General features: G+C 69.4%; 8 protein-coding genes. 3 read left to right on the forward strand and 5 right to left on the reverse strand.

Features of this window, described 5'->3' with window-relative positions; all coding sequences use genetic code 11:
• Positions 1-61 precede the first annotated feature (61 nt).
• The 4 genes from rplI to rpsF form a co-directional block, all read right to left on the reverse strand.
• Complete coding sequence (gene rplI, locus ACFVGY_RS10950) at positions 62-508, reverse strand: 50S ribosomal protein L9 (protein WP_360621210.1); 447 nt, start codon at positions 506-508, stop codon at positions 62-64.
• Between the two features lie 18 nt (positions 509-526).
• Positions 527-763: a 30S ribosomal protein S18 gene (rpsR, locus tag ACFVGY_RS10955; protein WP_005315025.1), complete on the reverse strand. Its 237-nt coding sequence runs from the start codon at positions 761-763 to the stop codon at positions 527-529.
• 43 nt (positions 764-806) lie between these two features.
• Positions 807-1,382 (reverse strand): single-stranded DNA-binding protein, encoded by a 576-nt coding sequence (locus ACFVGY_RS10960; RefSeq protein ID WP_360621212.1) that lies wholly within the window; start codon positions 1,380-1,382, stop codon positions 807-809.
• A 72-nt stretch (positions 1,383-1,454) separates the two neighbouring features.
• On the reverse strand, positions 1,455-1,745 hold the full coding sequence (gene rpsF / locus ACFVGY_RS10965) for a 30S ribosomal protein S6 (protein WP_100827172.1): 291 nt from the start codon (positions 1,743-1,745) through the stop codon (positions 1,455-1,457).
• Between the two features lie 247 nt (positions 1,746-1,992).
• Here rpsF and ACFVGY_RS10970 point away from each other — a divergent pair, with 247 nt between their 5' ends.
• The 3 genes from ACFVGY_RS10970 (at position 1,993) to ACFVGY_RS10980 (ending at position 4,654) form a co-directional block, all read left to right on the forward strand.
• Positions 1,993-2,307, forward strand: coding sequence for a hypothetical protein (locus tag ACFVGY_RS10970; RefSeq protein WP_179171804.1), 315 nt, complete (start codon positions 1,993-1,995; stop codon positions 2,305-2,307).
• 131 nt (positions 2,308-2,438) lie between these two features.
• Complete coding sequence (locus tag ACFVGY_RS10975) at positions 2,439-3,557, forward strand: lipid II:glycine glycyltransferase FemX (protein WP_385674265.1); 1,119 nt, start codon at positions 2,439-2,441, stop codon at positions 3,555-3,557.
• Positions 3,558-3,622: 65 nt separating this feature from the next.
• Entirely contained in the window at positions 3,623-4,654 is a 1,032-nt protein-coding gene (locus tag ACFVGY_RS10980) for an alanine racemase (protein WP_385674268.1), read from the forward strand.
• A gap of 39 nt (positions 4,655-4,693) precedes the next feature.
• Here ACFVGY_RS10980 and ACFVGY_RS10985 read toward each other — a convergent pair whose 3' ends face one another.
• Positions 4,694-6,154 carry a glycosyltransferase family 87 protein gene (locus ACFVGY_RS10985; RefSeq protein WP_385674270.1) on the reverse strand — a complete coding sequence of 487 codons (1,461 nt, stop codon included), beginning with the start codon at positions 6,152-6,154 and terminating at the stop codon, positions 4,694-4,696.
• Positions 6,155-6,296: the final 142 nt, after the last annotated feature.

The raw sequence follows: 6,296 nt of genomic DNA on the forward strand, positions 1-6,296 counted from the left end.
CGAAGGCGGCAGAACGACGAAGGGCCGCACCCGGCGGGGTGCGGCCCTTCATGCGCAGCACTTAGGCGGCGACGACCTCGACGCCCACGTTCGCGGCGACCTCGGCGTGCAGACGCACGGAGACCTGGTACGAACCGAGGGTCTTGATCGGGGCAGCCAGCTCCACGCGGCGCTTGTCGACCTTCGGACCACCGGAAGCCTCGATCGCCGTGGCGATGTCGGCCGGGGTCACGGAGCCGAAGAGGCGGCCGGCGTCACCCGAGCGGGTGGCCAGGCGGACCTTCGTGCTCTCGAGCTGGGCCTTGACCTCGTTGGCCTGCTCGATGGTCGCGATCTCGTGGATCTTGCGGGCGCGGCGGATCTGCGCCACGTCCTTCTCGCCACCCTTGGTCCAGCGGATCGCGAAACCACGCGGGACCAGGTAGTTGCGAGCGTAACCGTCCTTGACGTCGACGACGTCGCCGGCGGCACCGAGGCCCGAGACCTCCTGGGTCAGGATGATCTTCATTAGTCGGTCACCCTTTCCTTATCGCGCGGTGGACGTGTAGGGCAGCAGCGCCATCTCACGGCTGTTCTTCACGGCCGTGGCGACGTCACGCTGGTGCTGCGTGCAGTTGCCGGTAACGCGGCGGGCACGGATCTTGCCGCGGTCGGAAATGAACTTCCGCAGCATGTTCGTGTCCTTGTAGTCCACGTACGCGGTCTTGTCCTTGCAGAATGCGCAGACCTTCTTCTTCGGCTTGCGCACAGGCGGCTTCGCCATGGTGTCTCTCCTGTGTGATCAAGAAGTGGGGGTGCGAGCTTCCCTAGAAGGGAGGCTCGTCCGAGTAGCCGCCGCCGGAGTTTCCACCCCAGCCACCGCCGCCACCCTGCTGGCCGCCGGCCGGCGCGCTGGACGCCCACGGGTCGTCGGAGGGGCCTCCGCCGCCCTGCGGGCCGCCGCTGGGGGCTCCGCCCCAGCCACCGCCACCGCCGCCGCCCTGCTGGCCGCCGCCGTACCCGCCCTGGCCACCCCGGCCCGTGGTCTTGGTGACCTTGGCCGTGGCGTTCTTCAGGCTGGGACCGACTTCCTCGACGTCCAGCTCGAAGACCGTGCGCTTGACACCCTCACGGTCCTCGTACGACCGCTGCCTCAGCCGACCCTGCACGACGACGCGCATGCCTCGCTGAAGGGACTCGGCGACGTTCTCCGCCGCCTGCCGCCACACCGAGCAGGTCAGGAACAGGCTCTCGCCGTCCTTCCACTCGTTCGTCTGACGGTCGAAGGTGCGGGGGGTGGACGCGACGCGGAACTTCGCGACCGCCGCACCCGAGGGGGTGAAGCGCAGCTCGGGGTCGTCGACGAGATTGCCGACGACCGTGATGACGGTCTCGCCTGCCATGGATGAACCTCTCGGCGGGGATTTGCTGCTGGCTGCTGTGCTACTCGAACCCGATTACCGCTGAACCGAGGTTCAGTGGGTCTCGGGGCGAAGGACCTTGGTCCGGAGAACCGACTCGTTCAGGTTCATCTGGCGGTCGAGCTCCTTGACGACCGCAGGCTCGGCCTGCAGGTCGATGACCGAGTAGATGCCCTCGGGCTTCTTCTTGATCTCGTAAGCGAGACGACGACGGCCCCAGGTGTCGACCTTCTCGACCTTTCCGTTGCCCTCGCGGACGACGGAGAGGAAGTTCTCGATCAGGGGGGCGACAGAGCGCTCCTCGAGATCGGGGTCGAGGATGACCATCACTTCGTAGTGACGCATGTGGAACCCACCTCCTTTGGACTCAGCGGCCACGGTCGTTCCGTGGCAGGAGGGTCGTGATGCGTGCCGCACGGCGTCTGAGAGCAGACACCGCGCAGACCGTACAGACTACCCCGCCGCCTCCTTCCGGTTGAAATCCGGCGCAGGAGGTCCACAATCTGTAGGCATCGGGTGTGCTCGGTGCTATGCCCCCGGCCCGGAGGTAGGCCCGCAGCACCTGTCCGCTTCAGCCAGGAGGTGCCTTTCGATGGCACAGGCAATGCGCTCGCAGCCCTCCATCTCGCTCCTCGCGACCGACGGCAAGCCCCATCCGCTGCAAGACACCCTGATGGCGATCACACTCGTCTGTGGCGCCGTGGCATGCATCACAGCATTTTTCGACAATCTGCACCTACTCACCTCCTGGTCCGGACTGGTCGGAATCCTGACCGGCGCGTACGGACAATTCATCTCGGAAACGACACGCGAGCGCTTCGCGCTGATCATCGGCCTTGGTGCATCGGGGCTCGGCTTCTACCTCGGCATGGCCCACGGCGGGCTCTTCGGGGGCTTGCTGGGCTGATCGGGCACCTCCGCGACAGGGCGCCGGCCCCCCGACCGGCCCGGTTACGGCCCGTCCCCCAGAAGGGCGGCGCCCTTGTCGCAGTAGGCTTCGCGCCATAGCCAGCGAAGCCGCCGGAGGAGACGCCCCGCATGAGCCTGTCCCTGAGGACCATCAGCCGAGAGCAGCATCTGGGTTATCTCCAGAGCCTGCCCTCGGCTAGCCACTGCCAGGTCCCGGCGTGGGCCGACGTGAAGAACGAGTGGCGGGCCGAGAACCTCGGATGGTTCAACGAGAACGACGAACTCGTCGGTGCCGCACTCGTGTTGTACCGCCAGCTGCCCAAGGTGAAGCGGTACCTCGCCTACCTGCCCGAGGGCCCCGTCATCAACTGGTTCGCCCCGAATCTGGAGGAGTGGCTCCAGCCGATGCTGGCGCACCTCAAGCGCCAGGGCGCCTTCACCGTGAAGATGGGACCGCCCGTCGTCATCCGCCGCTGGAACTCCGCCGCCATCAAGGCCGGCATCCAGGATCCGAACGTCAAGCGCCTGCGCGACGTGGAGGCCTCGCACATCGAGCCCCGCGCCTTCGAGGTGTCGGACAAGCTGCGCCGCATGGGCTGGCAGCAGGGCGAGGACGGCGGCGCCGGCTTCGGCGACGTCCAGCCCCGCTACGTCTTCCAGGTGCCGCTGGCCAACCGCTCGCTGGACGACGTCCTCAAGGGCTTCAACCAGCTGTGGCGCCGCAACATCAAGAAGGCCGAGAAGGCCGGCGTCGAGGTCGTCCAGGGCGGCTACGAGGACCTGGAGACCTGGCAGCACCTGTACGAGATCACGGCTGTGCGCGACAAGTTCCGCCCGCGCCCGCTCAGCTACTTCCAGCGCCAGTGGACGGCCCTCAACTCCGAGGACCCGAACCGCATGCGGCTGTACCTCGCCAAGCACGAGGGCGAGGCCCTGGCCGCGGCTACGATGATCACCGTCGGCCAGCACGTGTGGTACTCGTACGGCGCGTCGGCCAACCACAAGCGCGAGGTGCGGCCCTCGAACGCGATGCAGTGGCGCATGCTGCGCGACGCGTACGCGCTGGGCGCGAGCGTCTATGACCTGCGCGGCATCAGTGACACGCTGGACGAGAACGACCACCTGTTCGGCCTGATCCAGTTCAAGGTCGGTACGGGCGGCGAGGCCGTCGAGTACGTCGGCGAGTGGGACTTCCCGCTGAACAAGATGCTGCACAAGGCACTCGACATCTACATGTCGCGTCGCTGACCGGCTGCACCCCCCACCACGCACCGCTGCTTCACGCAGCCATTCCAGAGAGGTTCCGGACGGGCATGGCGCTCACGCTCTACGTCGACACCGCGCGCTGGCGTGCGCACCACAAGCAGATCCAGGACCGGTTCCCCGGACTGATCCCGGTCTGCAAGGGCAACGGCTACGGATTCGGCCACGAGCGGCTGGCCGAGGAGGCGACCCGCCTGGGCGCCGACATCCTGGCCGTCGGCACGACGTACGAGGCCGCTGCCATCAAGGACCTCTTCAGCGGCGACCTGCTCGTCCTCACCCCGTTCCGGCGGGGTGAGGACCCGGTCCCGCTACCGGACCGGGTGATCCGCTCCGTAGCCTCGCTGGACGGGGTCCGCGGCCTGGTCGGCGCCCGTGTGGTCATCGAGTGCATGAGCTCGATGCGCCGCCACGGCATCTCCGAGCAGGACCTGGGCCAGCTGCACGCGGCGATCGAGGACGTGCGGCTGGAGGGCTTCGCCCTGCACCTGCCGCTGGACCGGCCGGACGGCTCGGACCCGGTCGAGGAGGTCATCGGCTGGATGGACCGGCTGCGCGCGGCCCGTCTGCCGCTGCACACCATGTTCGTCAGCCACCTGAAGTCCGACGACCTGGCCCGACTGCAGCAGCAGTTCCCGCAGACCCACTTCCGCGCCCGTATCGGCACGCGGCTGTGGCTCGGGGACCACGAGGCGACCGAGTACCGCGGCAGCGTCCTGGACGTCACCCGGGTGGCCAAGGGCGACCGGTTCGGTTACCGGCAGCAGAAGGCGGCCTCCGACGGCTGGCTCGTCGTGGTGGCGGGAGGCACCTCCCACGGGGTGGGCCTGGAGGCACCCAAGGCCCTGCACGGTGTCATGCCGCGCGCCAAGGGCGTGGCACGGGCCGGCCTGGCCACCGTGAACCGGAACCTTTCCCCCTTCGTGTGGGCGGGCAAGCAGCGCTGGTTCGCCGAGCCGCCGCACATGCAGGTCTCGATCCTGTTCGTGCCGTCGGACGCGCCCGAGCCCCAGGTCGGCGACGAGCTCGTGGCGCACCTGCGCCACACGACGACGCAGTTCGACCGGATCGTCGACGCCTGATCCCGGGCCGGGGCCCCGAGCCGGTCCGACCCGAGGCCGTCAGTCCCCGGGGGCCGTGCCCCAGCGAACCCGCTGTCCCTCCGAGGGCGCCGCATTCCGCGGCGCCCTCGCCGCGTCCGAGAGCACGAACACGTCCTCGGCCCCGTCCAGGACACCGCCGGAGGGGTCGTCCGACCCGTCACGGCGTACGACGTCCCGCTCGGGCATCAGGATGTCGCGCACGACGACCGCGCACAGGTAGAGCGTGCCCAGCAGATGGGCGGCGATGGCCAGCTGGTAGCCCTCCGTGGGCAGGCCCTGGTGCTTGTCACCGCTCGTCGTGTAGGCCAGGTAGAACCAGATCCCGAGGAAGTACACGACTTCGGTGGCCTGCCAGACGAGGAAGTCCCGCCAGCGCGGCCGGGCCAGCGCCGCGAGCGGGATGAGCCACAGCACGTACTGGGGCGAGTAGACCTTGTTGGCCAGGATGAAGACGGCCACGACCAGGAAGGCCAGCTGCGCGAAGCGCGGCCGGCGGGGCGCGGTCAGCCCGAGCAGGCCGATGGCTGCGCACAGGAGCAGCGTCAGGCCCGTCGCGTAGGTGTTGGCGTCGGTCAGGGGATTGCCCGAGCGCTGGGAGATCAGCAGCCACACCGAGCCGAAGTCGATGGGCCGCTCCTGGCTGAACGTGTAGAACTTCTTCCAGCCGTCCCAGGCGAACAGCATGACGGGCAGGTTCACCACGAGCCATGAGGCGGCCGCGCCGAGGACCGCCGCACCGAACGCACGCCACTTGCCGGCCCGCCAGCACAGCACGAACAGTGCCCCGAGCAGCAGGACGGGGTAGAGCTTCGCCGCGGTGGCCAGACCGACGAGGACACCGAAGAGCAGGGTGCGGCCGCGGGACCACATGAGCATGGCCGCGGCGGTCAGGGCGATGGCCAGCAGGTCCCAGTTGATCGTCGCGGTGAGTGCGAAGGCGGGCGCGAGCGCGAAGAGCAGCGCGTCCCAGGGCCGGCGGCGGTGGGTGCGGGCGACGCACACGGCGATGACGGCCGCGCAGGCCATCAGCATCCCGGCGTTGACCATCCAGTACATCTGCTCGCGGTGCTGCATGGAGCCGCCGCCGGGGGTCAGCCAGGACGCGACCTCCATGAACAGGCCGGTGAGCACGGGGTACTCGAGGTACTCCATGTCGCCCGGCAGCCGGTCGAAGTACGGCGTGAGGCCGTCCGCGAAGCCGCGCGCGACGAACAGGTGCGGGATGTCGGAGTAACAGGCGTGGGTGTACTGGGACCCGGCGCCCCGGAACCACGCCCAGTCGTAGCAGGGCAGCTTCTGCACCATGCCGAGCGCGAACATCCCGAGGGCGACCAGGACCACGACACCGACCGGGTGCAGCCAGTGACCGCCCAGCCTGGCATGGCGGCCGATGGGGCCACCGATGAACTCGCTGCCCGCCGCGGCGACCTCGTCCTGCCGGGTGGGCAGTACGGGCCGGTCCTCCTGCACCTTCGTCATGCGCTCATCCTGCCGTACGGCGCCGGGCACGCGGGAGGGGGGGGGGGGGGGGGGCGCCCGCCCGCCCCCCCCCCCCCGGCGGCGCGGGGGGGGGGGCGCCCGCGCCCCCCCACCCCCCCCCCGCGCGACGCGGCGCGCGCCC

It is taken from the genome of Streptomyces sp. NPDC127106 (assembly GCF_042677605.1).
Classification (GTDB): Bacteria; Actinomycetota; Actinomycetes; order Streptomycetales; family Streptomycetaceae; genus Streptomyces.

Excerpts from the sequence above, each read along its gene's own strand:
- ACFVGY_RS10970 (WP_179171804.1), top strand. The coding sequence starts at position 1,993 with ATGGCACAGGCAATGCGCTCGCAGCCCTCCATCTCGCTCCTCGCGACC.
- ACFVGY_RS10985 (WP_385674270.1), bottom strand. The coding sequence starts at position 6,154 with ATGACGAAGGTGCAGGAGGACCGGCCCGTACTGCCCACCCGGCAGGAC.
- ACFVGY_RS10960 (WP_360621212.1), bottom strand. The coding sequence starts at position 1,382 with ATGGCAGGCGAGACCGTCATCACGGTCGTCGGCAATCTCGTCGACGAC.
- rpsR (WP_005315025.1), bottom strand. The coding sequence starts at position 763 with ATGGCGAAGCCGCCTGTGCGCAAGCCGAAGAAGAAGGTCTGCGCATTC.
- ACFVGY_RS10980 (WP_385674268.1), top strand. The coding sequence starts at position 3,623 with ATGGCGCTCACGCTCTACGTCGACACCGCGCGCTGGCGTGCGCACCAC.
- ACFVGY_RS10975 (WP_385674265.1), top strand. The coding sequence starts at position 2,439 with ATGAGCCTGTCCCTGAGGACCATCAGCCGAGAGCAGCATCTGGGTTAT.
- rplI (WP_360621210.1), bottom strand. The coding sequence starts at position 508 with ATGAAGATCATCCTGACCCAGGAGGTCTCGGGCCTCGGTGCCGCCGGC.
- rpsF (WP_100827172.1), bottom strand. The coding sequence starts at position 1,745 with ATGCGTCACTACGAAGTGATGGTCATCCTCGACCCCGATCTCGAGGAG.